This is a genomic window from Massilia paldalensis (assembly GCF_044901715.1).
Taxonomy (GTDB): Bacteria; Pseudomonadota; Gammaproteobacteria; order Burkholderiales; family Burkholderiaceae_D; genus Telluria; species Telluria paldalensis.
Genome location: NZ_JBJCIU010000003.1, coordinates 932,830 through 959,224, shown reverse-complemented (window position 1 = coordinate 959,224; position 26,395 = coordinate 932,830). Strand labels below are relative to the sequence as shown.

The following is a 26,395-nucleotide window of genomic DNA, read 5'->3' as shown; positions in this document are numbered from 1 at the left end:
CGATGATGCCTCCCGCTCCCCCGCCCAGCCTGTCGCAGCGCTTCGCGCTCGCGGCGGCGATCCTGACGGCGGCCGCCGTGCTCCTGATCACCGGCGTCTCGTTCTGGCTGATCGACTCCCAGCGCGCCCAGGCCAACGCCCTGCTGCAGCAGCGCGAGGTGGCCTTCCACGCGACCACGGTCGGCCGCAACCTGGAGGCGCTGACCACGCGCTTTGCCGAGGTGGCCAACAGCCCGATTTTGGCTACCGCCCTGGTCGACAGCGCCGGCAAGGAAACCTACCTGACGCCGTTCCTGCACGGCCTGCGCCAGATGAACGGCATTCCGCTGCAACTGCTGTTCACCGACTTCGAGGGCAAGGAAATCGCCAGCAACGGCGTGCCCGGCTTCACCGAGGCCGACCTGGCCTGGCTGCGCGCGCGCCTCGAGAGCGGCGACGAGCGGCCCGCGCTGCAGTCCGGCCCCAAGGGCGACGAACTGATCGCCGTGAACCTGCTGCGCTATTCGCGCACGCGCACGCCGGAAGGCGCGCTGATGGTCAAGATCCGCCTGGCCGACCTGAAGCCCGTGCAATGGGCCAGCTTCGTGCGCACGGATGCGCGCGCGGACGCCGCCCGCCACGGCCTGGCCGACGGGCACGAGATCGCGGCCCCCGTGCCGCTGCCGAAGGGTTTTTCCCACCTCGGCCTGCAATTGCGCGAGGACGAACGGCGCCTGGCCGTGCCGCTGGATGCCGCCGCCCCGCAATACCTGCTGATCGTCGGCGTCGCCGCCCTGCTGGCGCTGGTCGTGTTCCTGCTCGCCTCGCGCCTGGCGCTGGGCCTGACGCGTGACCTGCGCCGCCTGCAGGCCTTCTCGGCCAGCCTCGGCGACGAAGGCATCAGCAGCCAGCGCGCGCCGCTCGAAGGCAGCCTGGAAGTCGTCGGCCTGGCCGGCGCCCTGAACCGCATGCTGGACCGCCTGTACGAACAGCACGCCCACCTGGAAGCGGAACGCCAGAAATTCCTGCAGCTGTCGAACAACATCCCGCAGCTGGTCTGGATCGCCGACCCGCAGGGCAACATCCGGTGGTTCAACGAGCGCTGGTACGAATTCACGGGCGTGGCGCCGGGAACGATGGATCCGAACGACTGGCATGCCTTCCACGATCCCGACCAGCTGCCGCAGGTGCAGCGGCGCTGGGAGGCGGCCCTGGCCAGCGGCGAGATGGCCCAGCTGACCTTCCCGCTGCGCGGCGCCGACGGCCGCTACCGCAATTTCTTCACCTCGGTGGCGCCGCTGCGCGATGCCGGCGGCGCCATCGTCCAGTGGTTCGGCACCTGCACCGACGTCACGCCGCTGGAGCGCGCCGAACGCGCCGTGCGCTACAGCGAGGAGCGCCTGCAGCAGGGCCTGGTGGCGGCGCGCATGGCCGTGTGGGAGCGCGATCCGGCGAACGGCCAGGTCACGTTCTCGGCCAACCTGCACAGCGTGTTCGGCAAGTCCTGGCACAACGTCGCCGAGATGTGGCGGCTGGTCGACGCGGACGACCGCGAGCAAGTGCGCGAGGCGGCCGAACGCGCGCTGCGCGAAGGCGGCGAGTACCGCATCGTCCCGCGCATCCGCCGCGCCGACGACGGCAACACGGCCTGGATCGACATCCGCGGACGCCTGGGCCTGGGCGCGGACGGGCGCAGCACCGTCATGCACGCCGTCGCCATCGACATCACGGAACGCAAGCGCGCCGAAGAGGCGCTGCGCCTGGCCGACCGCCGCAAGGACGAATTCCTCGCCATGCTGGCGCACGAGCTGCGCAATCCCCTGGCCCCCATCGCCAGCGCCGCCGACATGCTGCGCCTGGCCTATGCCGACGAGCCGCGCGTCAAGCAGATCAGCGACATCGTCGCGCGCCAGGTCGCGCACATGCGCCACCTGGTCGACGACCTGCTGGACGTCTCGCGCGTCACGCGCGGCCTGGTGACGGTCAACCGCCAGCCGATCGATTTGCGTACGGCGGTCGGCGAGGCCATCGAGCAGTCGCGCCCCCTGATCGACGCGCGCCGCCACCAGTTGCAGGTGCGCCTGGCGCAGCAGGCACTGATGGTCGACGGCGACCACACCCGCCTGGTGCAGGTGGCCACCAACCTGATCAACAACGCCGCCAAGTACACGCCGGAGGGTGGCCTGATCGAAGTCGCGCTGGACGCCGTCGACGGCCGCGCCCAGCTGATGGTGCGCGACAACGGCAGCGGCATCGGCCACGACCTGCTGCCGGTCGTGTTCGACCTGTTCACCCAGGGCTCGCGCACCCTCGACCGCACCCAGGGCGGCCTGGGCCTGGGCCTGGCCCTGGTGCGCAAGCTGGTCGAACTGCACGGCGGCCGCGTCGACGCCGCCAGCCCCGGCCCGGGCCGCGGCAGCACGTTCACCGTCCGCCTGCCGCTGCTCGCCTGACCCACCTCAAACCGGGGTCAGAGCCGGGGTCAGAGTCCTGATTTTGGAAACAGCCTGTTAGCTATTTCTTAAAACCGGGCTCTGACCCTGGCTCTGACCCCGGTTTGTTTTTCTGCAAAGGTGTAATGACAGTTGGCACGACTATTGCTTAACAGAAAGTAACTCCTTTTACTTGCCAAGCAATGCGCGCCGACCAAGATTTGCAGCTGGACACCTTCCTGCCCCACATGCCCGACGTCGGCCGCTACCAGGCCGCGCTGCGCGAGCTGCACCAGACGTGGCGCCTGATCGAGGCGTCGGCGAAGATGAATTGCCCCGTCGAGGCGCGCATGCTGCTGCCCGCCGTGGTGGCCACGCGCACCAACCTGGGGCAGCTGGAAGAGGCGCTGGTCGCCAAGCTGGTGTCCGAAAAGGTGCGGCAGGTGCTGGGCGACGCGGCCACGCGCGCCCAGTACGCACTCGACCTGCTGGTGCGCAACCTGTTCGAACGCACGGCCGACGTCGGCTTCCTGGCGACCGATGTCGACCTGTGCCGCTTCGCCGCCGGCCTCGATGACGACCGAGACCGCGCCCAGGCCCGCCTGGCCGCCTACCGCGACAAGTACACGGTCTACGACGATATCCTCGTGCTGGCGCCCGACGGCCGCGTGCTGGTGCAGGCCGATGCCGGCGCGCACCTGGCCGCGAGCGGCGATCCGCTGGTGGCGCAGACGCTGCAGGCGGACGGCTACCTGGAGACCTTCCGCGCCACCGACCTGCGTCCCGGCCAGGCGCGCGCCCTCGTGTATTCCCAGGCGATGCGCCACCCGGAGACAAACGCGCCCGTCGCCGTGCTGTGCCTGAGCTTCCGCTTCGAGCACGAGATGGCCGCCATCTTCGCCGCCTACGGCGACCGCGCGGGCCGCGCCAACATGCTGCTGCTCGATGCCGAGCGGCGCGTGATCAGCAGCGCCGACCCGCTCTGGATCCCCGCCGGCGTGCGGGTCCCGGCCCCGCCGCGGCAGGCGGATGCAGATGCGCGGAACGACGGGCAGGAAGCGCACGTGCTGCTGTTCGCCGGACGCGCCTACCTGGCCAGCACCTTCGCCAGCGCCGGCTACCAGGGCTATCCCGGCCCGGCCGGCTGGACCAGCCAGGTGATGGTGCCGCTCGACCTGGCGTTCGACACCGCGCGCGCCGGCAGCGGCGGCATCGACGCGACCGAGCCGCGCCTGCTGCAGGGATTGCTGTCGCATGCGGACAGCTTCAATCCCGCGCTGCACGCGCTGCTGTCCGCCGTCACCGCGGCCACCCACGGCATCAAGCGCATCGTCTGGAACGGCAAGGTGACGACCAGCGTCCAGGCGCACGGCGACCAGGGCAATAACAAGGGGAGCAACAAGGGAGATGGCGGCGCCGCCCGCCTCGGGACGATCCTCGACCAGATCACGGAAACGGGCCAGCGCAGCGACGCCGTGTTCTCGCGCTCGATCCGCGACCTGTACCGCACCGTGCTCGCCTCGAGCATGCGCGCGGCCGAATTCACCTCGCAGCTGCTGGTCGACATGCTCGACCGCAGTCTGTACGAACGCGCCAACGATTGCCGCTGGTGGGCGCTGGCCAGCCAGCTGCGCCACGGCCTCCTCGATGCCGACGCGGTGCGGCGCGCCCAGGCGATCGGCGCGGTCCTCAAGACCATCAACGCGCTGTACACGGTGTACAGCCGCCTGTTCGTGTACGACCGCAGCGGCACCGTGATCGCGGCCACCGGCAGCCAGGACGTGGTGGGCCGGCGCATCGACGGCGGCACGCTCGCCAGCGTGTCCAAGCTGCGCGATCCGGGCGAGCACCATGTGGAGCCCTTCGCCCCATCCGATTTCTACGACGGCCGCCCGACCTTCATCTACCACGCAGCGATCCGCGACCCGGAACGCGAGCAGGCCATCGTCGGCGGCATCGGCATCGTGTTCGACGGCGCCACCGAACTGGCGAACATGCTCGCCGGCGGCGTCGCCGGCCGTCCCGGCATGCACGCGTTCTTCTGCGCGCCGGACGGCCGGGTGCTGTGCGCCACCGATCCGGCGACTGTCCCGGGAGCGGCACTGGGACTGGATCCGGGCCTGCTGCACGCGGCGCTGGAGGGCGGCGCCAGCGTGTCGCGCATCGTCACCTGGCGCGGCCAGTACTGCGTGGCCGCCTGCACGGCCGCCGGCGGCTACCGCGAATTCCGCGCCGGCACGCACCGCGAGGAACCGGTGCTGGCCGTGCTGCTGCAGACCTTCGGACCGCTGCGCGACGATGCCGCGCTGGCGGCGGCAGCGGAACCGGCGCGCATCGAATCCGCGCCCGAAGGCGGCCGCGCCGTCGCGCTGTTCCACGCCCAGGGCGCCCTGATGGCGCTGGACGCCGCCTGCGTCGTCGAGGCCGTGCCGTTCGCACGGGTGAAAAAGGCGCCGAGCGGGGCGCCGGGGGCGGAGGCACGCATCGGCATGCTCGACATCGACCTGTCCGGCCAGCCGCGCGCCTTCGTCTGGGTGTTCGACCTGGCGCGCCTGATGGGCGGACGCGCCGCCGCCGCGACGCCGCACAGCCAGGTGCTGCTGGTGCGCAAGGACGGGCGCACGATCGGCCTGCTGGTGGACGACGTGCACTCGGTCCAGCAATTCGATGCGCAGCAGTCGGCGCCGCTGACGCTGACGGGCGGCACGCGGCCGCTGTCGAAGGGGCTGATCAAGGCGAACGGCGGCGCCGTGCTGATCCAGGAACTGGACATCGGCGCCGTGTTCACGGCCCTGCTGGCGCCGCGCGAGCCGGCGATGCCGTGAGTTGCAGCGCGGCACTGGTTTGACGGGCCCGACGATTCGTCGGACCATGGAGCCAATGCCAACGCTCATGTCGCTTCCATGTCTGCATCGTCACGCCCTGCCCTCGGCCTCGTCTGCATCACCTCGTCCAAGGAGGTCCGCTACCGCATCGTCACGCGCAAGCGCCTGCTGGAGCAATCCGACGCCGGCCAGCGCAAGATCCTCGACGACATCTACCGCGACAACCTGCAGACGCTGGACCGCGCGCTGCAGTACTGCCAGTGCGAAGGCATCCGCCTGTACCGCATGCCGTCCTCGATCTTCCCCTTCTTCGACGAGGACATCGGGCGCGAGGTGATGCAGCCGCTGGCCGCGGCCATGGCAAGGACGGGGCAGAAGGCGACGGCGCTGGGCATCCGCCTCGTCATGCACCCTGACCAGTTCGTGGTGCTCAGCTCCGACTCGCCCGACGTGGTCGCCAACAGCGTCAAGATCCTGCAGATGCATGCGGACATCATGGACCTGCTGGAACAGCCGCGCTCCCCCTGGGCCCTGCTCGAGATCCACGGCGGCAAGGCGAACCGCAGCGACGCCCTGGTCGAGCGCATCGGGGCGCTGCCGGAAGCGATCCGCTCGCGCCTGTGCCTGGAGAACGACGAATACGCGTACAGCGCCGCCCAGATCCATGACGTGTGCATGCGCAGCGGCGTGCCGATGATCTTCGACGCCCACCACCACATCGTCTGCGAAGGCCTGTCCAGCTACGACGACCCGAGCGTGGCCGACATGCTGGCGAAGGCGCGCGCCACCTGGGCCAATCCCGAGCACCAGCTGGTGCACATCTCGAACGGCCGCGAAGGCTTCAACGACCGCCAGCATTCCGACCTGATCTCCGTGATGCCCGCCTCGTACGAACAGGCGCCGTGGATCGAGATCGAGGCCAAGCTGAAGGAAGAAGCGATCCAGGGCCTGCGCCACTGGCCCGCCGGACGCAACGGCCACCTGAACGATCCCGCGCTGTAAACCCATGCGTATCGTGCATGGCCGCGATCAGCAATAAGAATTAGTCATTTCGCGGCCCGGCGCGCAGAATGGGGCCGGCCATGCAGACCCGCCAAAAGGCGGTCGCCGCCGCCCGTGCGGTGGTGCAGAATATGGTCGTCCACGTCCGTCCAACTACCGATGCCAGGTCCGAATATCCGCGTTTCCGATCTTTCCAGCCACCGTCCGCGAGGCCGTGCATGATCGTCCGCGACCGCCCCACGCCGCTGCGCCTGTTCCTCGCCGTGCGCGGCTCGATCCTGCCGAGCATCTGGAAAAGCCTCGCCGTCACCACGCTGCTGGCCATCGCCGTCACGGCGACGCACGGCACGCTCGACGGCGTCAAGTTCTCGCTGGCGGCCTTGCCCTTCACGCTGATGGGCTTGCCGCTGGCGATCTTCCTCGGCTTTCGCAACAACTCCGCCTATGCGCGCTACTGGGAAGGCCGCATGCAATGGGGCGAACTGGTGCTGCGCAGCCGCAGCCTGGCGCGCCAGTGCCTGTCGCTGGTCGACACGGGCCGGCCGTTCGCCGCCGAGGACGATGACGCGCGCACGCGCATGCTGCGCCGCGCGATCGCCTACGCCCACGCGCTGCGCCACCGCCTGCGCGGCGGCGATGCCGGCGCCGACGTCGCGCCCTGGCTCGCGCCAAGCGAGTGGGAGCGCGTGCGCGTGCTGCCCAACCTGCCGCACGCGCTGATGCTGGAAATGGGCGCCGACCTGGCGCTGTGCCTGCGCGAGCGGCGCCTGGACGCCTGCACGGCGCCGGCGCTGGACGCGACGCTGACGGCCATGACGGGCGTCGCCGCGGCCTGCGAACGCATCCGCGGCACGCCGATCCCCTTCTCGTACACGCTGCTGCTGCACCGCACCGCCTACCTGTACTGCTTTTTCCTGCCCTTCGGGCTGGTCGACACGATCGGCTACGCCACCCCGCTGGTCACGGCCATCGTCGCCTACACCTTCTTCGGCCTGGACGCCCTGGGCGACGAGATCGAGGAACCGTTCGGCGAATCCGACAACGACCTGCCGCTGGAGGCCCTGTGCCGCACGATCGAGATCGACGTGCGCATGGCCCTGGGCGAACACGACCTTCCCCCACCGCTGCTGCCGGTGAACTACCGGCTCGGCTGATTCATAACGATAGAGACGACCATGACACAGGACTACCAGGATCGCATCCGCTACGCCCCCTTGCGCGAGCGCGTCACCACCGCTGCCGAAGCAGCCAGCTGGATCAAGGACGGCATGACCGTCGGCATGAGCGGCTTCACCCGCGCCGGCGACGTCAAGGTGGTGCCGGCCGCGCTGGCCGAGCGCGCCCGCCGCGAACCGATGAAGATCACGCTGCTGACCGGCGCCTCGCTGGGCCACGACACCGACAAGCTGCTCACCGAGGCCGGCGCGCTGGCGCGGCGCATGCCGTTCCAGGTCGACCCGGTGCTGCGCGCGGCGATCAACCGCGGCGAAGTGATGTTCATCGACCAGCACCTGTCCGAGACCGTCGAGCAGCTGCGCAGCCGCCACATCAAGCCCGTGGACGTGGCCGTCGTCGAGGCGGTGGCGATCACCGAGACTGGCGCCATCGTCCCGACCACGTCGGTGGGCAACAGCGCCAGCTTCGCGATCCTGGCCGACAAGGTGATCGTGGAGCTGAACCTGTCGCAGTCGCCGCACCTGGAAGGCCTGCACGACATCTGGATCCCGAAGAAGCGCCCGATGCGCGAACCGGTGCCCGTGATGTCGGTGCAGCAGCGCGCCGGCGTCCCGTTCATCGAGATCCCGCCGGAGAAGATCGTCGCCGTCGTCATCTCGGAGCAGCCGGACAGCACCTCGTCGGTGCTGCCGCCGGACGCGGACACGCAAGCCATCGCCGGCCACCTGATCAAGTTCTTTGGCGACGAGATCGCGGCCGGCCGCCTGACCCATTCGCTGCTGCCGCTGCAGGCCGGCATCGGCACCATCGCCAACGCCGTGCTGGCCGGCTTTGCCGACAGCCCGTTCTCGCACCTGACGATGTATTCGGAGGTGCTGCAGGATTCGACCTTCGACCTGTTCGACGCCGGCAAGCTCGATTTCGCTTCCGGCTCCTCGATCACGCTGTCGCCGGAAAAATCGGCGCAGGTGTTCGGCGACTTCACCCGCTACCGCGACCGCCTGGTGCTGCGCCCGCAGGAAGTGTCCAACCACCCGGAAGTGATCCGGCGCCTGGGCATCATCGCCATCAATACGGCGCTCGAGGCCGACATCTACGGCAACGTCAACTCGACCCACGTGGGCGGCACGCACATGATGAACGGCATCGGCGGCTCGGGCGACTTCGCGCGCAACGCCTACCTGTCGATCTTCGCGACCAAGTCGCTGGCCAAGAACGGCCACATCTCGTCGATCGTACCGATGGTGTCGCACGTCGACCATACGGAACACGACGTCGACATCATCGTCACCGAGCTGGGCCTGGCCGACCTGCGCGGCCTGGCGCCGCGCGAGCGCGCCGACGTCATCATCGAACACTGCGTGGCCGAACCGTACCAGCACCTGCTGCGCGCCTACGTCGAGGAAGCGAAGACGCGCGGCGGGCAGACGCCGCACGTGCTGGAAAAGGCGTTCGCGTGGCACGAGCGCTATCGCGATACGGGGTCGATGCTGGAAAGCTGACGCAACGTAGACCGTCGTCCCTGCGAAGGCAGGGACCCAATTTGGCGCCGTCGCGATGCAAGAATTGGGCCCCTGCCAAGGCGGCCGGCGAGGTCAGGGGCGACGTTACAGGTACTTCACCCACCCCTTCCCGCTCTCCCGCTTGTACCGCCCGAACGCCCTCGTCGGCCAGTACAGCGCCGCGGCCAGCCCCGCCGCCAGCACCCACACCTCCCACACGTACATCACGTCCACCCGCTCCGCGCCCAGCAGGGCCGCGGCGGCGCGCTGCATGGCCAGCAGCGCGTACAGGTGCAGCAGGTAGTAGAACAGCGGCGCCCCGCCGAACACGCCGCAGGCGCGGGTAAAGGCGTTGTCGGCGCGCTCCAGCCACGCCAGCACGGGCAGGCCGCAGCCCAGCGTCAGCAGCAGGAAGTCCAGCGACGGCGGATACTTGGTGAAGTTCAGCCACGCCATCGCCGTGCGCAGCGCGTCCTCCTGCACGCGCCACGGCAGCGGCTCGCCGTAGACGTTCCACGTCCGCAGCACCGCCAGCAGTGCCAGGCAGGCGGCGCCGCCGAGCACGAGCCGGCGCTGGCGCAGCGACGGGGACATAGCGCGCGCGTAAAGGGGGCCGCACGCGTAGCCAAGCAGGATCACGCCGATCCACGCCAGCACCGGATAGCTGATCTTCACGCGCGGCGCGCCGTCGGTGAGGAAGCCGCGCTGTTCCAGGACGGTCCAGGCGTAAGCGGCCGCGCCGCCCGGTTCGAACGACAGGCCGGCCAGCGCATTGTGGCCGCCCACGATGGCCAGGCCCAGCGCCGCCAGCACGGCGAGGGGCAGCCGGTGCAGCAGGGCCAGCGCCAGCATCGCCAGGCCGATGGCCCAGATCACCTGCAAGTACAAGGTCGCGGGCGCGAAGGTGCCCGTCCAGGCGAAGTTCACGAACACGATCTCAAGCAGCACGAGGAACAGGCCGCGCCTGGCCAGGAAGCCGCCGGCCGGCCGCGTGCCGCCCGCCGGGTGGGCGTACAGCCAGGCCGACAGCCCGGTCAGGAACACGAACATCGGCGCGCAGAAATGCGCGGCCAGGCGCGAGAAGAACAGGCCCGGGCTGGTCGCCGCGACGTCCATCGGGTCACTCACCTGGTGCTGCAGGAAGAAGGTCTCGCGCACATGGTCGACGGTCATCAGGAGCATGACGAGGCCGCGCGCCACGTCGATCGAGAGGATGCGTTTGCTCGAAGAATGCATCGGCCCTCCGTCAGAAGCGCAGCGAGGCCGTGGCCGTCAGCGTGCGCGTGCTGCCGGGCGCGACCCACAGGCGGCTGTAGGAACTGGCGTAGTAGCGGCGGTCGAACAGGTTGTCGACGTTCAGCGCGAGGCGCCAGCGCGGCTGCGGCATCCAGGCGGCGAGCAGGCGCGCCGTCGTGTAGGCGGGCAGGCGGAAGTCGCTGGACGCGGCGACGTCGCCGAAGCGCTCGCCCACGTAATGGATGCCGGCGCCGATCGAGGCACGCGCGTCGCCCGCGACCAGCAGCACGTTGGCGCTCTGGCGCGGCACGTTGGGGAAGCGGCTGCCCGTGCGGATGGTGTTGTCGCCGTGCGTGACGCGCGCGTCGGTATAGGCATAGGCGGCCGACAGGCGCAGGCCGCGCCGCAATTCGCCGGCCACGTCGAGCTCGACGCCCCTGCTGGCCACCTCGCCGGCCGGCAGCGCGTAATCCGTGTTGACGGGATTCGTCGTCAGCACGTTGCCCTTCTCGATGCGGTACACGGCCAGCGTGCCGGACACGCCGCCCGGCACGTCCAGCTTGGCGCCGATCTCGTGCGAGCGGCTGTCCTCGGCGGGGAAACCCGTGTTGTCGATGCCGATGCCGCTGTTGGGGCGGAAGCCTTTCGCCGTGCTGGCATACAGCGCCAGCGTGTCCGTCGGTTGCCACACGAGGCCCGCGCGCGGGCTGGTAGCGCCCAGCGCCTGGTGGTTCACGGCGCCGGTCCGGTAGTTCGCGACGGTCTGGCGGTAGCGGTCGTGGCGCAGGCCCACGAGCGCCTTCCAGCGCGGCGCCAGGGTCACCTGGTCCTGCAGGTACAGCGCATGGGCGCGCTGCGCCTCGTTCGTGTCGATCGATAGCGCCAGCGGCGCCGCCATGGCGCCATACACGGGAGCGAACAGGTCGATGGCATAGGGATAGGCGGCGGACGGATTGCGGCGCAGCTGGATGCGGCGGTCGTCGAAGCGGTAGCCGTCCACGCCCAGCAGCAGCGCATGGCGCACGCCGGCGGTGGACACGGTGCCCAGCAGCTCCAGGCGCGCCGAGCGGTCCTCGGCCGAGAAATCGCGGTGGCGGCGCTGGCGGCGCAGCGTGCGGCCGTCCGCCAGCAGGTCGTTCGCCTCGCTCGAATAGCCGTCGAGCGCGCTGTTGCGCCAGGACGCGCCGCCCTGCAGCGACCAGCCTTCCGCAAGCACATGCTGCACGAATACCTGGTGGCCGGTCGAACGCACCGTCGTGCGGCCGTCGCCCGGCTCGCCCAGGAAGCGCTCGACCGGCACGGCCCCCAGCTGCATGCCGATCGCCGGGATGCCGCGGTCGAACGGGGCGCGCTGGCGCGTCGCCTCGATCTCGTACGTCACCGTGGTGTCCGGCCCCGCCAGCCACAGGAACGAGGGCGCCGCGTACGAACGCTCGACCTGCACCGTCTCGCGGAAGCTGCCGCCGTCCTGATGCGCCACGTTCAGGCGGTAGGCGACGCTGTCCGAGACCGGCCCGGTCAGGTCGGCGGCGACGCGGCGGGTGGCGTGGCTGGCCAGCGCGACGTCGACGCCGTACTGCGGCGCGAAGCGCGGCTTCTTGGTCAGGATATTGACGGTGCCGCCGGGCTCGCCGCGTCCGTACAGCGCGGACGCCGGCCCTTTCAGGATCTCGATGGCCTGGGTGCCGGCGACGTCGCGCATGCCGTTGTAGCCGCGGCTGGAACTGAAGCCGTTCACCATGTAGTCGGAACCGAAGTTGGGGTCGCCCGTGAAGCCGCGCATCGCGTAGCTGTCCCACAGGCCGCCCAGGTCGCTCTGGCGCGCGATGCCGCTGGCCAGTTCGAGCGCCCCCGCCAGGCTGGTGACGCCGGCATCCTCCAGCAAGTCGTTGCCGAGCGTGCGCACGCTCTGCGGCAAGTCCCTGGGCAGGGCATCCGTCTTGGTGGCGCCGGCCACCGCCAGCGTGCCGTACGGAGAGCGCTTGCCGTTGATGACGACGCTGTCGACGGCGTCGGTTTGCGCCAGCGCGGTGAGAGGGAAAGCGCTGGCGAGGAGCGCCAGGCACGGTAATGCGTTGTATGTCATCCGGGTGTGTTTCATCTGTCTTCCTGTCCTGCGTGGCCGCGCACATGGCAAGGCGCCGCCGCTGCGCCGGATGGCGCAGGAGCGCTCGCCGCGCACGCGGCAAATGGTCGTGGAACGGCCGCCGCACGGGCAGCAGCCGCCGCGCGCAAGGCGCGTCGAACGTTACGGGTGCGGGAAGACGGGAGGCGCGTGCGGCGGAGGGCGCAGCCAGCCGAGGGCCGGCACGGCCTGGCTGGCAAGCGTTGCCACGGCCAGCGCATGCAGCAAATGCCAGGCGAACGGCGCCAGCGGCAGCGCGGCGTCGGGCGGCGCCGCCAGCGGCTGGGCGTGCAGCGTGCACGCGACGCAGTGCTGCGACTTGGCCGAGAGATCGTGGTGATGCTCGGTCGCGGCCAGCATCTGCAGCAGGAAGATGACCGTCGCCAGCCACACGAGCACGCGGCCGCGCGCGGAGGCGGGTCGGTACTGGCGAAGGGAGAAGGCGGTCATCGGCTGCGTTGCGTGGTGCATTGTGCGGAATCCGCGATTGTACTGCAGGGCCGCGCCGCAGCGTGGATTTCCGCCGCCGGCGCGCTATGATGAAACGGTGGCCGCCGCGCACGTGGCGCGGGCCGTGCCGCTCATGGCAAGGAGAACGGTATGCAAGGCATCGAAGACCATTCAGCCACCCGGGCCCCGCTCGCGCGGGACGTCGTGCGCATCGTGCTGGGCACCGCGCTGTTGCTGCTGGTGCCGCTGGTGGCGATGCGCTTCACCCGCGAGGTGGACTGGGGGCCGGGCGATTTCCTCGCCGCGGGCGCGCTGCTGGCCGGCGCGGGCATCGCCTGGGTCGGCGTGTCGCGGCGCGTGCGCGCGCCGGGCCGCCGCGTGCTGATGAAGACGGGCGTGGCCCTCGTCCTGCTGCTCGTGTGGGCGGAACTGGCGGTCGGCATCGTGTCGTGATCGGCGACCGATAAAAAAACACCAGCCCGCGGGCTGGTGTTTTATGTCATGCATCAGGCAAAGGCCGGCGTACCGGCCCGTGCCGATCAGTAGCCGCGGCTGCCGGTGCCGCCGCTGGTGCCGCTGGTGGTGCTGGTACCGCTGGTGCTGGTGCCGCCGGTGGTGGTGCCGGTCGAGGTGCCGGTGCCGGTAGCGCTGGTGCCGGCACCGGAACCTGCGCCGGTGCTGTTCATGCCGCCTGCCGAGCCGCTCAGGCCGCTGCCCGAGCTGACGCCGCCGGCGCCGGTGCTGCCGCTCATGCCGCTGGTGCCCGACGAGCCAGTGCCCATGGCGCCGGTCGCGCCAGTGCCGGTTGCGCCGCTACCGGTCGCGCCGGTGCCGGTGCCGCCCGTGCCGGTACCCATCGAACCGGCACCGGTGGTGCCGCTGCTGCCGCTGGTGCCGGACGTGCCGGTGCCCATGGAACCGGACGAGCCGGTGCCCATCGATCCGGACGAGCCGCCGGTGGACGAGCCGCTACCCATCGAACCCGACGAGCCGGTCGAGGAACCGGAACCCATCGAACCGCTGGAGCTGCTGCCCGAGCTACCGGATTTTTTCTTGCCCGTGTGTTTCTGGGACGAGCCGGTCGACGATTGATCCTGCGAAGTGGCACTGGAGCCGGTCGACGAGCTGGTTTGCGCTTGTGCGTTCACCGCACCCAGCATGGCCATTGCAACCGACGCGCCCATGAGACCTTTCAGCAATTTATTCATCTTCATGTCGTTCTCCTTAATGTATATGGGGCAAAACTGTATATGGAGCAAAAAGCTCAACAATATCAAGTAGATATCGAGCGAAGAACCAGTTTATGCCGGTCCCTGCAAAGGGTGCGCGCGGTAGCCGCGAGGAAAAATTATGCTGCGCCGCGCCAGACGGTCAGCGTGTATGGGCGGCAAGGGCCGACGTCGCTCCGGCGGCCCGCGCGGACAGCGTTCCCAGCGCGGTGTACAGCGCCAGCACGTTGCTGCCATCGTCCGGGTAGACGCGGTTCGACAGGAGTACGTAGAAGCTGCGCGATCCCGGGTCGATCCAGAGCACGCAGCCCGTGAAACCCGTGTGGCCGAAGCTGCCGACCGGATACACGGTGCCGCGCGGACGCACGGCATACGGCGAACCGATGTCCATGCCCATGCCGCGCAGCGCCAGCCCCGGTGGAGATTGCACCGTGGTAAGTAATCGCACGCTCTCCGGAGTCAGTACGCGCACGCCATCCAGTTCTCCGTTGCGCAGCACCATGCGCGCGTAACGCGCCACGTCGTGCGCCGTCGTGAACACGCCGGCCGATCCGGCCACGCCCTCCATGCGGCGCGCCGTCGGGTCGTGCACGATGCCTTGAAGCACTTGCCCAGGTTCGAGGTCGGTATGTGCCGTGGCGGTGCCGGCTTGCGCGCCTTTCTGCGTGGGCGCGATGACGGCGCGCGCGACGCCCCGCCGCAGCGGCAGGTAGCCCGTGTCGCGCATGCCCAGCGGTTCGTAGAGGCGCATGCGCACGAACGCGTCCAGCGGCATGCCGGACACGCGCTGCACGACCTGGCCCAGCAGCACGTAATTGATGTCGGAATAGCGGAACAGCGTGCCCGGCGCATTCGTCACCGCCGCCTGGCAGGCCAGCAGGTGGCCGGCCGCATCGCCGTGCCAGGCCGGCCTGGCGGGCAGGCCCGACGGCAGGCCCGAACTGTGCGTCAGGAGCTGGCGGATCGTGATCGCCTCCTTGCCGCCGTTCGCGCATTCGGGAAAGACGTCGACGAGGCGCCCGTCGAGATCGAGCTTGCCCTGTTCCGCCAGCATCAGGATGGCCGGTGCGGTGGCCAGCACCTTGGTCAGGGACGCCGCGTCGAACACGGTGTCGCGCCGCACGGGCGTCGGGTCGTCGTAGCTCAGCGTGCCGTAGGCCTGCGTAAACGTCCGCACGTCCGTCCGCACATCGGCGTCGCCGTCGCGTTCGAGGAGGAACACGGCGCCGGGCAGCTTGCGCCCGGCGATGGCGCCCTGGATGGCGGCGTCGATCGCGGGAAACATGCTGGCGTCGAGGCCGGCGGCGTGGGCAGGATCGGCGGGATCGGCGGGCGCCGTGCGGGGCGTGGCGCACGCGGCGGCGAGCCCGGCGATACAGGCGACGGCGAACAGGGTTCTGCGCTGGCGCAGCAGGCGGATCGGGAACATGCGCATCGATGGGGCTGCTTGAACGAACAGCCATCATAGCAGCGGCTGGCATGGACGAGCGCCGGCAATGTCGGGGTGGAAAATCAGGGCCCGCAAAACGCGAACGGCGGGATCGGCGTATGATTTCCCCATGATCCCATTCTCGATACTCGACCTCTCCCCCATCGTGGAAGGCGGCACCGCTGCCGACTCGTTCCACAATTCGCTCGACCTCGCCCAGCATGGCGAGCGCTGGGGCTACAACCGCTTCTGGCTGGCCGAACACCACGGCATGCCGGGCATCGCCAGCGCGGCGACGGCGGTGCTGATCGGCCACGTGGCCGGCGGCACCTCGCGCATCCGCGTGGGCGCCGGCGGCATCATGCTGCCGAACCATTCCCCGCTCGTCATCGCGGAACAATTCGGTACGCTCGCCTCGCTGTATCCGGGCCGTATCGACCTGGGCCTGGGCCGCGCGCCCGGCTCGGACCAGGCGACGGCGCGCGCACTGCGCCGCAACCTGGCTGCCGATGCGGACGAGTTCCCGCAGGACGTAGTGGAACTGATGGATTATTTTTCCGAGGCGCCGCGCCGCAATATCCGCGCCGTGCCCGGCGCCGGCCTAGACGTGCCGGTCTGGATCCTCGGTTCCAGCCTGTTCGGCGCCCAGCTGGCGGCGGCCCTCGGCCTGCCATACGCGTTCGCCTCGCACTTCGCGCCGCAGATGATGATGCAGGCGATCGAGATCTACCGCGCCACCTTCCGCCCGTCGGCCCAGCTCGACAAGCCCTACGTCATGCTCGGCTTTAACGTGTTCGCCGCCGACACGGACGAGGAAGCGCAGGTACGGGCGACCTCGATGCAGCAGGCCTTCGTGAACCTGCGCACGGGCCGGCCGACCAAGCTCAAGCCCCCGGTGCCGGGTTACTACGACCTGCTGGGCACGGCCGAGCGCACGATGCTCGACTCCGTGCTGTCGTGCACGGCGATCGGTTCGCCCGAGACCGTCGAACGCCAGCTGAAGGCCTTCATCGAGCGCACCGGCGCGGACGAGCTGATGATCACGGCGCAGATCTACGACCACGCGGCGCGGCTGCGTTCGTACGAGATCGCGGCGGACATCCAGCGCAAGGGCTGACTGCGAGGTTGACTGCGGGGCTGCCCGCGGCGCTGAACATTACAGCGCATCTCATCGGTGGTGTGGCGCACATCCGCGCGTGCGGATTGCGCCTACCCTGTTCTCCATGACGGCGACACATGGGCGCCGCGAACAGGAGAACGACGATGAAAGCAATGAAGACAATGGCAGTGGGCGCCGCGGCGCTGGCGCTCGCATGCGCATCCACGGGCGCGCTGGCCAAGCCCGGCTGCCTGAAGGGTGCGGCGGTCGGCGCCGTCGGTGGCCACCTGGCCGGCAAGCACAGCGTGCTCGGCGCCGCGGCCGGCTGCGCCGTGGGCCACCACATGGGCAAGAAACAGGAAAAGAAGGAACGGGAGCAGCAGGCCCAGGCGCAAGCCCAGGCAGATGCCCAGGCCCGCCAGCAGCAGCAACAGGCGCCGGCCCGCAAATAAGCCCGTCAATGAGCTCTACGGCGGCGCCTGTCAGGCTCAGGCGTCGCCCGTCCCCGCCTGGAACGCGTCGATCAGCGCACGCGTCGAACGCACTTTCCCCATCACCTTGAACGTATTCTGGCAGGCGAACTCGTGCGCCTCGGCCTGCATGCTGCTCATCGCATCTTCCGCGAAGACGAGGGCGAATCCTTGGTCGAAGGCGGCCCTGGCCGTCGATTCGACGCCGAAGTTGGTGGCGATGCCGCCCAGGATGATGGTATCGATGCCGCGCCGGCGCAGCAGCTGCTCCAGGTTCGTGCCGTAGAACGCGCCCCACTGGCGCTTGGTGACGACGATGTCGGTGGCCTGCACCTGGGCGTCAGGCGAGAACTGGATGGCTTCCGGCGGCGGTTCCGGCGTGCCGGGCTTCTTCATCGGATTGTCGGCCGGCAGCGCCAGCAATTCGCCCATCAGCACGCGCACGAACACGACCATGCCGCCACGGTTGCGCATCTCGTCCGCCAGCAGCACGCAGTTGCCGACGACCCGGTCGGCCGGATGCGGCGCCAGTTCGCGCGTCGTATTGAAATTCTGCAGGTCGATCAGCACCAGGGCGGTGCTGCCGATATCCATCTTCTCATCATTCATGTTCAATAACCCTCCTATGCCGCCAGTATCGGCCAGCGACGGAATCGGTGGCGCGCATTTTCATCCGCTTCGGGTTTCCTCTGTGATAGATTTCTCAAGATCACCAACAGCGGAGTGTCCATGAAACGATTCGCCCTGGCCGGCACGAGCGCCCTGCTCGCCGCCTGCGCCACCACCCAGCCGCCCCTGACCGCCACCACCGTCGGTTCCGGCGCCGTCCGCAGCGCCGAGCAGCAGGCGCTCGAGTTCGACAAGGCCGACCTGAAGCTGCGCATCGAGCCGGCGACGAAAAGCATCCAGGGCGACGTGCTGCTGACCTTCGGCACCCGCGCCCCGCTCGACCGCATCGAACTGGACCTGGACCGCAACCTGCCGATCGACGCCATCGACGTCGACGGCCAGCCGCTCGCCGCGAATCGCTGGCGCAATCCGGAAGGCAAGCTGACGGTCGAGCTGCCGCAGCGCCTGGAGCCCGGCAAGCAGACGACGATCCGCGTGCGCTACCACGGCCAGCCGCACGTGGCGAAAAAGGCGCCATGGGACGGCGGCTTCGTGTGGTCGACGACGCCGGACGGCCAGCCCTGGGTGGCCAGCGCCGTGCAGGGCGAGGGCTGCGACCTGTTCTGGCCCTGCATCGACCATCCGACCGGCAAGGCGAAGGTGGTCGAGGAGCACCTGACGGTGCCGGCCCCGCTGGTCGCCGCCGGCAACGGCGTCGCGCTGGGCATGGACACGAAGGATGGCTGGAACACCTGGCACTGGCGCACCAAGAACCCCAGCACCTACGGCATCTCGATCAACGTCGGCCCGTACAAACTGCTGGAAGGCGACTACAAGAGCCGCTACGGCAACACCATTCCCCTGCGCTTCTACTACCTGCCGCAGAGCGAGGCGCAGGCGAAGGAACTGTTCGCCGAATTCCCGCAGATACTGGACTTCTTCGAAACCACGATCGGCCCCTACCCGTTCGGCGACGAGAAGATGGGCGTGGTGGAGACGCCGCACAAGGGCATGGAACACCAGACCATCAATGCCTACGGCAACAAGTACGCGAAGACGCCCTATGGCTTCGACGAACTGCTGCAGCACGAATTCGCCCACGAGTATTTCGGCAACCAGCTGACGAATGCGGACTGGGACGACATGTGGCTGCACGAAGGCCTGGGCAGCTATATGCAGCCGCTGTACATGCAGGTGCTGCGCGGCGACCAGGAATACTTCGCGCTGCTGATGGCCTCGCGCGCCGGCATCAAGAACAAGCGGCCGATCGTCTCCGGCACGCCCAAGCTGGAAGAAGACGTGTACGACGAGAAGAAGGGGCCGGGCCAGGACATCTACGTGAAGGGTTCGCTGGTCATGCACACGCTGCGCGGCCTGGTCGGCGACGACGCGTTCTTCCGCTCCGTGCGCGAAATCGTCTACGGCACGCCGGACCCGCGCCCCGGTAACTTCGCGCCGCGCTACGGCACCACGCCGGAATTCATGGCCATCGTCAAGCGCAACGCCGGCCGCGACCTGGACTGGTTCTTCCAGGCCTACCTGTACCAAGCCGCCCTGCCCGACCTGCAGGCCACCCGCGACGGCGACCGCCTGCTGCTGGCATGGAAGACGGAAAAGGACACGCCGTTCCCCATGCCGGTCGAGGTGCGCGTCGGCGCCAAGGTGGTCACCGTGCCGATGACGGATGGACGGGGCAGCGTGGCGCTGCCGGCGGGGGCGAGCTACACGCTCGATCCGCATTCGAAGGTGCTGCGGCGCGAGGAGCAGATCGAGCGGTATCAAGCGTGGCGGGAAGAGCAGCAGAAGAAAACGAAGCCGAAAAACTGAGCGCCGTCGTCCCTGCGAGGGCATCGAATAGCAATCACCATTGCATCAATCGAGCAAACGCCCTTCCGTATCGATCCGGCGCACCTCTCCGAGCTTCAGGGCACGGATGTCCCCTTCGATCTTCGCCATGTCGCCCACGACGATCCACACGGGCTGGCGCGGCAGGATGAGCCGGCGCGCCAGCGCGTCGACGCCGGCCGGCGTCTGGGCCGCCACCCGCGCCGCGTAGCTGTCGTAGTAATCGTCCGGCAAGCCGTACTGCAGGATGGTCGCGTAGGCATTGCTCAGCTGCGCGACGGTCTCGAAGGCGCCCGGCAGGCCCAGCGTTTCGTTCGCCTGGGCTTCCGCGAGTTCGCGCGCCGTCACGGGACGGGTGCCGGCGATGGCCGCGTATTCCCCGGCCAGCTCGCGCAGCGCGTCGGCCGTGCGGTCGGTCTGCACGGGAGAGGCGCTGTATAGGATGCGCTGGCCCTTGGCCTGCACCAGCGTCGAGCCGACGCCATAGGACCAGTGCTTGTCCTCGCGCAGGTTCATGTTCAGGCGCGCGCTGAAGGTGCCGCCGAACACGTCGTTTAGCAGGTTCAGGGCGATCGTGTCCGGCGACGCGCGCGGCGGCGCCAGCTGGGCGGCGAGGATCTCGCTCTGCAGCGCGCCGGGACGGTCGATCAGGTAGACCGTGGTGCCGGCCGGCTGGGGCACCGTCGCCACGTCCTTGTGCGGCACCGCGCCGGACCGCCAGCCGCCGAAGGCGCGCTCCAGCTGCGGCAGCAGCGCGGCCAGCGTCTTGTCGCCCACCACCAGCAGCGTCGCGTTGCCCGGCTTGAACCAGGCCGCGTGCCAGGCCGCCAGGTCGGCCCGCGTGACCTGCGCCACCGCTTCCTCGGTGCCGCTGCCCGTCAGCGGCAGCGCGTAGGCGTGGCCGCGGCCGTAGACGAGCGCCGGCAGCGCGCGCAGGGCCATCGCGCGCGACACCGTCTTCTCGCGCTGGATGCCCGCCAGGCGCAGCGCGCGCTGGCGCTCCACTTCGGCGGCGGGAAAGGATGGATGCAGGGCCAGGTCCGCATACAGGTCCAGCGCCCGCGCCAGCGTCGGCTGCAGCACATTCATGTTGACGAAGGCGCCGTCCAGGTTGATCGTGGTGCCGAACGAGGCGCCCAGCGCTTCCAGCTCGCGGCCGATCTGCAGCGCGTCGCGCGTCTTCGCATCCGCCCCGCCCGTGCCCTCTTCCAGCATGCGCAGCGCGAAGCTGGCCAGGCCCGGTTGCCGCTGGGAGTCGGACGCGAAGCCGGCGTCGATCATCAGCGACAGGTTGATCACGGGCGCGCCGTGGCGCTCGGCCAGCACCACCTTCAAGCCATTCCTGAGCGTCGCCTTCTGCATGGGCGGCAGCGCCAGCGTTTCTGGTCCGCCGAGGGGCGGCCCCTGGCTGCGGTCGAGCGTGGCGGGGCTGGCGGCAAGGCCCGTCGGGAACGGGTCGACCTGCAGCACGAAGTCGCCGTCCGACAGCCAGTCGCGCATCGCCCGGCGCACGCTGTCCGGCGTGGCGGCGCGGATGCGCTCGGCATACGTCCTGTAGCAATCTGGCTGGCCCGTGAACACGGTGCAGCGCGCCAGCACGTCGCTCTTGCCGCCGAAGCCGCCGACGCGCTCCAGCGCGCGCGCCTGCCCGGCCAGGATCGCCGTGCGCGCACGCTGCAGCTCCTCCGCCGTGGGGCCATCCCGCAGCAGGGCACGCAATTCCTCGTCGGCGGCGCGCTCCATGGCGGCCGTGTCGGCGCCGGGCCGCGCCGTCAGGTTGATGCCGAACTGGCCGGCGATCTCCTCCGACTCGTCGCCGGCGAAGGCCGACGTCGCCAGCTGCTCCCTGACGACGAGGCGCTGGTACAGGCGCGAGGTCTTGCCGCCGCCCAGCACCAGGGCCGCCAGGTCGAGCAGCGCTTCTTCCGGCGTGTCCGCGCCCGGCACGTTCCAGATGCGGTAGATGCGCGACTGCGGCACGCGGTCCTGGGCCTGGGCGCGGTGCGTGCCGCTGCGCCTGGCGATCCAGGCGCGCTGCTTCGCCAGCGGCGGCCCCGGCGGGATGGCGCCGTAGTAGCGCTCGACCTTCTCCCTTGCCTGCTGCGGCGTGATGTCGCCGGCCAGCACCAGCACGACGTTGTTCGGGCCGTAGTGGCGCTTGAACCAGGCCGTCACGTCGTCCATGCCGGCCGCGTCGAGGTCGGCCATCGAACCGATCGTGGTCCAGGAATACGGATGGCCGCGCGGCCAGGTGTTCTCGGCGACGAGCTGCTCGACGACGCCATAGGGCTGGTTCTCGCGCTGGCGCTTCTCGTTCTGCACCACGCCGCGCTGCAGGTCGAGTTTCTTTCGGTCGAGCACGGGCAGCAAATGGCCCATGCGGTCGCTCTCGGCGAACAGCACGTAGTCGAGCATGGAAGCCGGCACCGTCTCGAAGTAATTGGTGCGGTCCTTGTTCGTGGTGCCGTTCAGGTCGCGCGCGCCGATGCCTTCCAGCGCGGCCAGGAAGGGTTTGTCGAAATGGGCGCTGCCTGAAAACATCAGGTGCTCGAACAGGTGGGCGAAGCCCGTCTTGCCCGGTTGCTCGTCCTTGGAACCCACGTGGTACCAGGTGTTGACGGCCACCACGGGCGCCTTGTGGTCTTCGTGCACGATCACGGTCAGGCCGTTCTTCAGGACGAAGCGCGTGTACGGGATGTCCGGCGTCGGGACGTCGACCCTGCCGGCGGCTTGCGCGGCGGCGCCATGCGATTGCACGATGAGCAAGAGTCCGAGCAGGCAAGCCAGTACACGCATGGGTTCTCCCGAGAATGATCCATTCGAACAGGCCATTCTAGGCCCGATGCCTGCACAGCCGGTGCACGCATGTTCGGAAGAAATGTTGCAAGGACCTGTAGTTCTGGACTGACATCCTGCGAAGGTGTGCTCTGTCTGCATGATCCCGCCATGGGGCGTATGATACGAACTTAGCCAACAGCAAGGACAGCTCATGAATCAACGACGCTCCTTCCTCAAAAGCTCTGCCGTTCTCGCCTCGGTGCTCGGTGCACCGGCCGTGGTGAAAGCCAAGTCCGTGCCGGCCGCCGTTGCCGCCGCGCCGGGAGAACGCATCCTGCGCCTGTACAACACGCATACGGGCGAAACGACGCGCAGCGTGTTCTGGGCCGAGGGCCAGTTCATCCCCGACGCTTTGCAGGACATCAATAAATTGCTGCGTGACCACCGCAACAACCAGGTGGCGGAAATCGATCCGCAACTGCTGTTGCTGCTGGACCGTGTCAGCGCGAAATTCGGCGACCACCCGACCATCCACGTGATTTCCGGCTACCGCTCGCCGGAAACGAATGCGAAATTGCACGAAAACACGAGCGGCGTCGCCAAGCACAGCCTGCACATGGACGGCAAGGCGATCGACGTGCGCATCCCCGGCCAGGACCTGGCCAAGCTGCACAAGGCGGCCATGGCCGCGAAGGGCGGCGGGGTCGGCTACTATCCGGACTCGCAGTTCGTCCACATGGACGTCGGCCGCGTGCGCTACTGGTAAGCGACCGACGATGCGCCGTATCTCGTCGTTGCTGGCCTCCCTGCTGCCTGCCGTCGCCTTTTCCCAGGTGCAGCAGGCGGCGCAGGAGGCGCCCCCGGCGGCGGCCGTCGTGCCGCCCGCCCAGACCGTCACCGTGACCTCCACCCGCGACCCGGTCGACAAGTCCTATCGCAAGATGCTGCACGGCGTGGAACGCTTCGAGCGCCAGCACGGCCTGGCGCCGAAGGCGTCGTTGCGCTTCCGCCTGCTGCCGCGCACCCCGCAGGTGGACATGAGCGGCATCACGCTGCGCGTGGTGGGCGACGGCATCACCCTGCCCGTTCCCGTCGCGCCCGACAATACCTTCACGCTGCCCCGCAACCAGCAGGCGCTGCGCGAGGACGCGGCCGTGATCGCCAACCGCAAGACCACCAGCATGACCTGGCGCGCCCAGGTGATCACACCCGGCCTGCCGCCCGACACGCGCCGCCTGGGCGACCTGCGCCTCGAGTGCCTGGTCGGCGTGGAAGCGGGCCTGGTGTCGAACAGCTCGCCGCTGTTCGGCTGGATCGCGAATGCGCTCACGAGCCCGGACCAGGTCTGCAACAGCCCGGACGGCAACTTCCTGTTCTTCACGGAGCGCCCCGTGTTCTCCGTGACCCTGCGCGCCGGCGCGCGCACCGAGATCCTGCCCTTCCGCTTCCTGTACGCGGGCGGCGAACAGACGCGCGACATGCTGCAGTATTGCGATTGCCAGGTGCTGCTCGACCGCACGTATTACGCGCCGATCTGGGACAAGACGTGGCCGGACGACACGCTGGTCAGCTTCGACTACATGGATGACGCCGCGGAGGCTACGCCATGAGCCGCCTGCTCGCCGCCGCCCTCGTCGTCGCCGCGCTGGCCGGCTGCGCCACCCGTTCGCAGGCGCCCGGCACGCTCGTGCAGCAGCAGCGCTTCAGCCAGCTCGTGGTGCCGGGCAAGACCACGCGCGCCGAGCTGCTGGCCGCCTTCGGCCAGACCCGCAACGTCGTGTTCGACAGCGGCATGGAAGCCTGGGTCTACAGCACCGACGCGGGCAACGGCCGCACGGCCGAGCTGGTGCTGCTGCTGGACCGTGCCGGCGTGGTGCGCAAGATGCGTACGCGCCCGTCCTATCCAACCGATCCGGCACCCTGAGCGGTGCTGCGTGGCAGAATGGAAATTTTCCACTCCTGCCACCGCCACCATGCACGACTCTCCCGAAGCCGTCGTCCAGCGCCAGCTCGACGCCTACAACGCCCGCGACATCGACGCCCTGCTCGCCACCTATGCGCCGGATGCGCGCCAGTACGAGCATCCCGGCACGCTGCTCGCGACCGGCGCGGCCGAGATGCGCGACCGCATGGCCGTGCGCTTCCGGGAGCCGAACCTGCATGCGCGCCTGCTGCAGCGCGCCGTGATGGGCAATATCGTCATCGACCACGAGGAAGTGACGCGCACCTTCCCCGAAGGCACGGGCACCGTGAACATGGTGGCGATCTATGAAGTGGTCGACGGCCGGATCGCCAGCGCCTCCGTGCAGGTCAGCAACAAACGCCTGCATGGGGCCGCCGAATCGGTGTAAAGTCGATCATCATTATTTTTTGGAAAGATCATGATGCGCAGGACGATCGTCGCGGCCATGCTCGCCGCAGCATGCATGGGGGCTGCGGCCGCCGCCGAACCGGGCGCGAATGCGCTGGACCCGACCGAACAGCGCATCGTCGCCGCGATCAAGGCCCGTTCGCCGCAGGCGCTGGCCCTGCTCGAGCAGAGCGTCCTGATCAATAGCGGCACGATGAACACGGAGGGCGTGCGCGCCGTCGGCAAACTGTTCCGCGACCAGTTCGACGCGCTCGGCTTTTCCACCCGCTGGATCGCGCTGCCGCCCGAGATGAAGCGCGCCGGCCACCTGGTCGCCACGCGCGAGGGCAACCAGGGCAAGCGCCTGCTGCTGCTGGGCCACCTGGACACCGTATTCGAGCCGGGCAGCGCCGTGCCCATGTGGCAGCGCAACGGCGACCGCATCCGCGGCCAGGGCGTTTCCGACATGAAGGGCGGCGACGTCATCGTGATCGAGGCGCTGCGCGCATTGAAGCAGGTGGGCGCGCTGGAGAACACGACCATTGCCGTCATGTTCACGGGCGACGAAGAGGAAGCGGGCAATCCGAAGAGCGTCTCGCGCGGCGACATGGTCGCACTGGCCAAGCGCAGCGACGTCGCGCTGAGCTTCGAAGGCAGCATCGTCGACAAGGATGGCCTGGCCACGGCCACCGTCGGGCGCCGCGCCACGGCGAGCTGGGAGCTGGACGTCAAGGGCAAGCCGGGCCATTCCTCGACGGTGTTCGGCGCCAACGGCTACGGCGCCGTGTACGAGGCGGCGCGCATCCTCGACGCGTTCCGGCGCGAGGTGGCGGAACCGGGCCTGACGTTCAATCCCGGCCTGATCGTGGGCGGCACCGAGGTCGCGGCCGACGACGCCGCCTCGCGCGGCACCGCGTTCGGCAAGACCAACGTCATCGCGGCCGGCGCCAGGATCAAGGGCGACCTGCGCTACCTCGACTATGCGCAGCGCGACCGCGCCCAGGCGCGCATGCAGGCGATCGTCGCCCAGAGCCTGCCGGGCGCCAGCGCCACCATCGCGTTCCACGATTCGTATCCGCCGATGGCCGTCACGCCGGGCAATCTGAAGGTGCTGGAGGCGTATTCGCGCGCCAGCCGCGATGCCGGGCTGGGCCCGGTGGGCGCCGTGCCGGCCGAGGCGCGCGGCGCCGGCGACGTCCAGTTCGTGGCGCCGCTGCTCGACAGCCTGGACGGCCTGGGCGCCAACGGCAACGGCGCCCACTCGCCGGACGAGGACCTGGACGCCGGTTCGATCGAGCGGGGCGCGATCCGGGCGGCGCTGCTGATCTATCGCCTGACACGTCCAACTTCGCGCTCAACTACGGATCCAAGCGCGCGCTGAATGTTCGCCGAATTTTCCTACAATGCAGCCATGGCACGACTACAGCTTACCTTTCCCGAGGACCAGTACTGCTACACGACGCTGATGACGGTGCGCGTCACCGACATCAACGCCGCCAACCACCTCGGCAACGACTCGATGATCTCGATGATCTCCGAGGCGCGGGCCCGCTTCCTGTTCGAATACGGCGTGGCCGAGACGGAACGCGACGGCACCGGCATCATCGTCACGGACCTGGCCACCGTCTACCGCGCGGAGGCGCATGCGCGCGACCAGCTGCTGTTCGAGGTGGGCGTCATGGACTTCAACAAGTATGGCGGCGACGTCATCTTCCGCGTCACCCGGCCCAAGGACAAGTGCACGATCGCGCTCGCCAAGCAGGGCTTCGTGTTCTACAACTACAAGACCAGCCAGGTGGTGGGCATGCCGGACGAGTTCCGCGGCAAGTTCGACAGGGTGAACTGGGTCGATTGATCGT

The 26,395-nt window shown here is 69.2% G+C and carries 22 protein-coding genes; 15 read left to right on the top strand and 7 right to left on the bottom strand.

Annotated elements, in window-relative coordinates:
* The first annotated feature begins 2 nt into the window (after positions 1-2).
* The 5 genes from ACI1V7_RS19000 to scpC all read left to right on the top strand — a co-directional run bounded on the left by ACI1V7_RS19000 (position 3) and on the right by scpC (position 8,916).
* Positions 3-2,432: a sensor histidine kinase gene (locus tag ACI1V7_RS19000; protein WP_404533332.1), complete on the top strand. Its 2,430-nt coding sequence runs from the start codon at positions 3-5 to the stop codon at positions 2,430-2,432.
* A 182-nt stretch (positions 2,433-2,614) separates the two neighbouring features.
* The gene (locus ACI1V7_RS18995) at positions 2,615-5,236 is read left to right on the top strand and encodes a chemotaxis protein CheW (RefSeq protein ID WP_404533331.1); all 2,622 of its coding nucleotides are present in this window, start codon (positions 2,615-2,617) and stop codon (positions 5,234-5,236) included.
* A gap of 78 nt (positions 5,237-5,314) precedes the next feature.
* A complete protein-coding gene (locus tag ACI1V7_RS18990) occupies positions 5,315-6,238 on the top strand; it encodes an apurinic/apyrimidinic endonuclease family protein (RefSeq protein WP_404533330.1) in 924 nt (307 codons plus the stop codon).
* Positions 6,239-6,456: 218 nt separating this feature from the next.
* Positions 6,457-7,392, top strand: a complete 936-nt coding sequence (locus ACI1V7_RS18985; protein WP_404533329.1) for a bestrophin family protein — start codon at positions 6,457-6,459, stop codon at positions 7,390-7,392.
* 21 nt (positions 7,393-7,413) lie between these two features.
* Entirely contained in the window at positions 7,414-8,916 is a 1,503-nt protein-coding gene (gene scpC / locus ACI1V7_RS18980) for a succinyl-CoA:acetate CoA-transferase ScpC (RefSeq protein ID WP_404533327.1), read from the top strand.
* 105 nt (positions 8,917-9,021) lie between these two features.
* Here the strand turns inward: scpC and ACI1V7_RS18975 are convergent, their stop codons facing one another.
* From ACI1V7_RS18975 to ACI1V7_RS18965, 3 genes are all read right to left on the bottom strand, one after another.
* Positions 9,022-10,152, bottom strand: a complete 1,131-nt coding sequence (locus ACI1V7_RS18975) for an acetyltransferase domain-containing protein (RefSeq protein WP_404533326.1) — start codon at positions 10,150-10,152, stop codon at positions 9,022-9,024.
* Positions 10,153-10,162: 10 nt separating this feature from the next.
* Positions 10,163-12,253, bottom strand: a complete 2,091-nt coding sequence (locus tag ACI1V7_RS18970) for a TonB-dependent siderophore receptor (RefSeq protein WP_404533324.1) — start codon at positions 12,251-12,253, stop codon at positions 10,163-10,165.
* A gap of 147 nt (positions 12,254-12,400) precedes the next feature.
* Positions 12,401-12,748: a hypothetical protein gene (locus ACI1V7_RS18965; RefSeq protein ID WP_404533323.1), complete on the bottom strand. Its 348-nt coding sequence runs from the start codon at positions 12,746-12,748 to the stop codon at positions 12,401-12,403.
* 129 nt (positions 12,749-12,877) lie between these two features.
* On the opposite strand from ACI1V7_RS18965, the gene ACI1V7_RS18960 reads away from it, so the two are divergent.
* The gene (locus tag ACI1V7_RS18960; RefSeq protein ID WP_404533322.1) at positions 12,878-13,180 is read left to right on the top strand and encodes a hypothetical protein; all 303 of its coding nucleotides are present in this window, start codon (positions 12,878-12,880) and stop codon (positions 13,178-13,180) included.
* 86 nt (positions 13,181-13,266) lie between these two features.
* Here ACI1V7_RS18960 and ACI1V7_RS18955 read toward each other — a convergent pair whose 3' ends face one another.
* Together ACI1V7_RS18955 and ACI1V7_RS18950 are read right to left on the bottom strand one after the other, a co-directional pair.
* The gene (locus ACI1V7_RS18955; protein WP_404533321.1) at positions 13,267-13,941 is read right to left on the bottom strand and encodes a hypothetical protein; all 675 of its coding nucleotides are present in this window, start codon (positions 13,939-13,941) and stop codon (positions 13,267-13,269) included.
* Between the two features lie 157 nt (positions 13,942-14,098).
* Positions 14,099-15,385 carry a serine hydrolase domain-containing protein gene (locus tag ACI1V7_RS18950; RefSeq protein ID WP_404533320.1) on the bottom strand — a complete coding sequence of 429 codons (1,287 nt, stop codon included), beginning with the start codon at positions 15,383-15,385 and terminating at the stop codon, positions 14,099-14,101.
* A 130-nt stretch (positions 15,386-15,515) separates the two neighbouring features.
* Here ACI1V7_RS18950 and ACI1V7_RS18945 point away from each other — a divergent pair, with 130 nt between their 5' ends.
* Together ACI1V7_RS18945 and ACI1V7_RS18940 are read left to right on the top strand one after the other, a co-directional pair.
* On the top strand, positions 15,516-16,502 hold the full coding sequence (locus ACI1V7_RS18945) for an LLM class flavin-dependent oxidoreductase (RefSeq protein WP_404533318.1): 987 nt from the start codon (positions 15,516-15,518) through the stop codon (positions 16,500-16,502).
* Between the two features lie 146 nt (positions 16,503-16,648).
* Complete coding sequence (locus ACI1V7_RS18940; protein ID WP_404533317.1) at positions 16,649-16,936, top strand: hypothetical protein; 288 nt, start codon at positions 16,649-16,651, stop codon at positions 16,934-16,936.
* 36 nt (positions 16,937-16,972) lie between these two features.
* Here ACI1V7_RS18940 and ACI1V7_RS18935 read toward each other — a convergent pair whose 3' ends face one another.
* A complete protein-coding gene (locus ACI1V7_RS18935) occupies positions 16,973-17,563 on the bottom strand; it encodes an isochorismatase family protein (RefSeq protein WP_404533439.1) in 591 nt (196 codons plus the stop codon).
* Positions 17,564-17,683: 120 nt separating this feature from the next.
* Between ACI1V7_RS18935 and ACI1V7_RS18930 the strand changes: the two genes are divergently transcribed.
* Entirely contained in the window at positions 17,684-19,390 is a 1,707-nt protein-coding gene (locus tag ACI1V7_RS18930; protein WP_404533316.1) for a M1 family metallopeptidase, read from the top strand.
* A 45-nt stretch (positions 19,391-19,435) separates the two neighbouring features.
* Here ACI1V7_RS18930 and ACI1V7_RS18925 read toward each other — a convergent pair whose 3' ends face one another.
* Positions 19,436-22,204, bottom strand: coding sequence for a M16 family metallopeptidase (locus ACI1V7_RS18925; RefSeq protein ID WP_404533315.1), 2,769 nt, complete (start codon positions 22,202-22,204; stop codon positions 19,436-19,438).
* 193 nt (positions 22,205-22,397) lie between these two features.
* Here ACI1V7_RS18925 and mepK point away from each other — a divergent pair, with 193 nt between their 5' ends.
* The 6 genes from mepK to ACI1V7_RS18895 are packed head-to-tail and all read left to right on the top strand — an operon-like array spanning position 22,398 to position 26,391.
* Complete coding sequence (gene mepK / locus ACI1V7_RS18920) at positions 22,398-22,952, top strand: peptidoglycan L,D-endopeptidase MepK (protein WP_404533314.1); 555 nt, start codon at positions 22,398-22,400, stop codon at positions 22,950-22,952.
* 10 nt (positions 22,953-22,962) lie between these two features.
* Positions 22,963-23,796, top strand: coding sequence for a hypothetical protein (locus ACI1V7_RS18915; RefSeq protein WP_404533313.1), 834 nt, complete (start codon positions 22,963-22,965; stop codon positions 23,794-23,796).
* A complete protein-coding gene (locus ACI1V7_RS18910) occupies positions 23,793-24,110 on the top strand; it encodes a hypothetical protein (RefSeq protein WP_404533312.1) in 318 nt (105 codons plus the stop codon). The genes ACI1V7_RS18915 and ACI1V7_RS18910 overlap by 4 nt, the downstream gene beginning before the upstream one ends.
* A gap of 49 nt (positions 24,111-24,159) precedes the next feature.
* Positions 24,160-24,537, top strand: a complete 378-nt coding sequence (locus tag ACI1V7_RS18905) for a nuclear transport factor 2 family protein (RefSeq protein WP_404533311.1) — start codon at positions 24,160-24,162, stop codon at positions 24,535-24,537.
* 30 nt (positions 24,538-24,567) lie between these two features.
* On the top strand, positions 24,568-25,917 hold the full coding sequence (locus ACI1V7_RS18900) for a M20/M25/M40 family metallo-hydrolase (protein WP_404533310.1): 1,350 nt from the start codon (positions 24,568-24,570) through the stop codon (positions 25,915-25,917).
* A 30-nt stretch (positions 25,918-25,947) separates the two neighbouring features.
* Complete coding sequence (locus tag ACI1V7_RS18895) at positions 25,948-26,391, top strand: thioesterase family protein (protein ID WP_404533309.1); 444 nt, start codon at positions 25,948-25,950, stop codon at positions 26,389-26,391.
* Positions 26,392-26,395 lie beyond the last annotated feature (4 nt).

Excerpts from the sequence above, each read along its gene's own strand:
- ACI1V7_RS18970 (WP_404533324.1), bottom strand. The coding sequence starts at position 12,253 with ATGAAACACACCCGGATGACATACAACGCATTACCGTGCCTGGCGCTC.
- ACI1V7_RS18905 (WP_404533311.1), top strand. The coding sequence starts at position 24,160 with ATGCACGACTCTCCCGAAGCCGTCGTCCAGCGCCAGCTCGACGCCTAC.
- ACI1V7_RS18940 (WP_404533317.1), top strand. The coding sequence starts at position 16,649 with ATGAAAGCAATGAAGACAATGGCAGTGGGCGCCGCGGCGCTGGCGCTC.
- ACI1V7_RS18945 (WP_404533318.1), top strand. The coding sequence starts at position 15,516 with ATGATCCCATTCTCGATACTCGACCTCTCCCCCATCGTGGAAGGCGGC.
- mepK (WP_404533314.1), top strand. The coding sequence starts at position 22,398 with ATGAATCAACGACGCTCCTTCCTCAAAAGCTCTGCCGTTCTCGCCTCG.
- ACI1V7_RS18900 (WP_404533310.1), top strand. The coding sequence starts at position 24,568 with ATGATGCGCAGGACGATCGTCGCGGCCATGCTCGCCGCAGCATGCATG.
- ACI1V7_RS18910 (WP_404533312.1), top strand. The coding sequence starts at position 23,793 with ATGAGCCGCCTGCTCGCCGCCGCCCTCGTCGTCGCCGCGCTGGCCGGC.
- ACI1V7_RS18975 (WP_404533326.1), bottom strand. The coding sequence starts at position 10,152 with ATGCATTCTTCGAGCAAACGCATCCTCTCGATCGACGTGGCGCGCGGC.
- ACI1V7_RS18995 (WP_404533331.1), top strand. The coding sequence starts at position 2,615 with ATGCGCGCCGACCAAGATTTGCAGCTGGACACCTTCCTGCCCCACATG.
- ACI1V7_RS18935 (WP_404533439.1), bottom strand. The coding sequence starts at position 17,563 with ATGAATGATGAGAAGATGGATATCGGCAGCACCGCCCTGGTGCTGATC.
- ACI1V7_RS18955 (WP_404533321.1), bottom strand. The coding sequence starts at position 13,941 with ATGAAGATGAATAAATTGCTGAAAGGTCTCATGGGCGCGTCGGTTGCA.
- ACI1V7_RS18965 (WP_404533323.1), bottom strand. The coding sequence starts at position 12,748 with ATGCACCACGCAACGCAGCCGATGACCGCCTTCTCCCTTCGCCAGTAC.
- ACI1V7_RS18990 (WP_404533330.1), top strand. The coding sequence starts at position 5,315 with ATGTCTGCATCGTCACGCCCTGCCCTCGGCCTCGTCTGCATCACCTCG.
- ACI1V7_RS18895 (WP_404533309.1), top strand. The coding sequence starts at position 25,948 with ATGGCACGACTACAGCTTACCTTTCCCGAGGACCAGTACTGCTACACG.
- ACI1V7_RS18950 (WP_404533320.1), bottom strand. The coding sequence starts at position 15,385 with ATGTTCCCGATCCGCCTGCTGCGCCAGCGCAGAACCCTGTTCGCCGTC.
- ACI1V7_RS18930 (WP_404533316.1), top strand. The coding sequence starts at position 17,684 with ATGAAACGATTCGCCCTGGCCGGCACGAGCGCCCTGCTCGCCGCCTGC.
- ACI1V7_RS18985 (WP_404533329.1), top strand. The coding sequence starts at position 6,457 with ATGATCGTCCGCGACCGCCCCACGCCGCTGCGCCTGTTCCTCGCCGTG.
- ACI1V7_RS18915 (WP_404533313.1), top strand. The coding sequence starts at position 22,963 with ATGCGCCGTATCTCGTCGTTGCTGGCCTCCCTGCTGCCTGCCGTCGCC.
- ACI1V7_RS18960 (WP_404533322.1), top strand. The coding sequence starts at position 12,878 with ATGCAAGGCATCGAAGACCATTCAGCCACCCGGGCCCCGCTCGCGCGG.
- scpC (WP_404533327.1), top strand. The coding sequence starts at position 7,414 with ATGACACAGGACTACCAGGATCGCATCCGCTACGCCCCCTTGCGCGAG.
- ACI1V7_RS19000 (WP_404533332.1), top strand. The coding sequence starts at position 3 with ATGATGCCTCCCGCTCCCCCGCCCAGCCTGTCGCAGCGCTTCGCGCTC.
- ACI1V7_RS18925 (WP_404533315.1), bottom strand. The coding sequence starts at position 22,204 with ATGCGTGTACTGGCTTGCCTGCTCGGACTCTTGCTCATCGTGCAATCG.